General features: G+C 59.3%; 2 protein-coding genes. One reads left to right on the top strand and one right to left on the bottom strand.

The window, feature by feature from the left end; all coding sequences use genetic code 11:
* A partial coding sequence (locus ACSFA3_RS26545) for a transposase DNA-binding-containing protein (protein WP_475544573.1) occupies nucleotides 1-125 on the bottom strand: 125 nt, incomplete at its 3' end.
* 429 nt (nucleotides 126-554) lie between these two features.
* On the opposite strand from ACSFA3_RS26545, the gene ACSFA3_RS22380 reads away from it, so the two are divergent.
* On the top strand, nucleotides 555-1532 hold the full coding sequence (locus ACSFA3_RS22380) for an IS5 family transposase (RefSeq protein ID WP_435458121.1): 978 nt from the start codon (nucleotides 555-557) through the stop codon (nucleotides 1530-1532).
* Nucleotides 1533-1879 lie beyond the last annotated feature (347 nt).

A 1879-nucleotide genomic window follows, 5' to 3' on the forward strand; every position in this document is an offset into this window, starting at 1 on the left:
AGCAGGCTGCTCAATCTCTTGCCCAGTCGCGCGTCGCGGAAGTCGCAGCCGGCGACCTCGCCGGCTATCCACGACCCATTGTCGGATGGCTTGCTGGCTCCATCAATCCGCACAAACTTTGTCATCCGTTCCCGTTGGCAGAGTCCTCTCGCGAGGAATAACGGGAATCTCGATCATTCCGTGGACCGCTGAGACGCCAGACTTGTGGGTAATTTGTTGGCGCCGACCGGAAACTGAGCCAGTGGCTCAGTTCTACTTCGGCGCGGACATGGGTAATTGAAAGACGGTCTAGGCCGCATTGCGGTAGGGGGCCGAGCGGGCGACCATGTGTCCGCAATGTTGAACAGCGGACACACCCCAGAGTGGACTGGCCCGACAGTGGAAAGGGTCATGACCAACGGCAAGCGCATCTTCACCCTGGCGTTCAGGCGCTGGCTGGTTGAGCAGACGCGTCAGGCTGGCGCATCGGTCGCAGGCCTAGGGAACATCTGATCAAGTCCACGGATGGCCGCTCTGAACGTTGATTACGCATGCTGAATGAAGGAGCGCCAACGATGAGCCAGATCAGTTTTTCGGATGCCGAGCATGCAGGCAAGAGGAAGAGGACACGTCGGGAAGTCTTCCTTGCCGAGATGGAGCTGGTAGTGCCTTGGAAGGCACTGCTCAAAGTCATCGAACCGCACTACCCGGTGGCAGGCCGCGGACGTCGGCCCTATCCGCTGGAAGCAATGCTTCGCGTGCACTTGATGCAGAACTGGTTTGCGTTGAGCGACCCGGCGATGGAGGAAGCCCTATACGAGATCACCTCGCTGCGCACGTTTGCAGGCCTGGGAATGGAGTCGATTCCCGACGAGACGACGATCCTGAACTTCCGCCATCTGCTGGAAGCCAGCGATCTGGCCGAGGACATCTTCAAGCAGGTCAACGCCCACCTGGCCAGGAAAGGGCTGCTTCTGAAGAGGGGCTCCATCGTGGACGCCACCATCATCGCGGCACCCAGTTCCACGAAGAACGCGGGCGGCGAGCGAGACCCTGAGATGCACCAGACCAAGAAGGGCAACCAGTGGCACTTCGGGATGAAGGCGCACATCGGTGTGGATGCGGACTCGGGGTTGGTGCACACGGTGACGACTACCGCAGCCAACGAGGCAGACGTCGAGCAGGTGAGCGACCTGCTGCACGGCAAAGAGGACGCGGTGTGGGCAGACTCGGGCTATCGCGGAGCGCAGGCGCGGGTGCAGCGCAGTGTGCAGTGGCACATTGCGGGCCGGCCCAGCGACATGGCGAAGATGCAAGAAGGCCGAGCCAAGGCCAGAGCGCGCAAGCAGGAATACCGCAAGGCCAGCATCCGGGCGAAGGTGGAGCATCCGTTCCGAGTGATCAAGCGACAGTTCGGCTTGGCGAAGGTGAGGTTCAAGGGACTGGCCAAGAACACGGCGCATGTGATCACGCTGTTTGCGTTATCGAACCTGTGGATGGCCAGGAAGAAACTGATCGCGATGCGCGGACAGGTGCGTCTGCAGACGGCATGAAGGGCCGCAAGGGCCTCTCAAACGCATGGGGATGCTCGGTGAGACGAGCTTGCGAGCGCAACGACAAGCACACGCGCTCGCCATCAAGCCAATTTACGACTTGATCAGACCTTCCCTAGGATCAGAGATCGGCGAAATCCAATAATCCCCCGCTTGGAGGCAAGCGCGTTGCGGGGAGCCTCGATTGCCTCGAATTATGAGTGGATGAATTCCATTTTTGCGGGCCAATAAAAGCAAACAAATGTGAACGATTTCGCACTCATAGGCGAAATCCCAAATCCACTGGAAATCTGTCGAGTTGTGTTGTACGAACTTGCAATTGGTTGCATTAGAGTCCGCCCCGGTCA

The organism is Variovorax glucosi, assembly GCF_051216695.1.
GTDB lineage: Bacteria > Pseudomonadota > Gammaproteobacteria > Burkholderiales > Burkholderiaceae_C > Variovorax.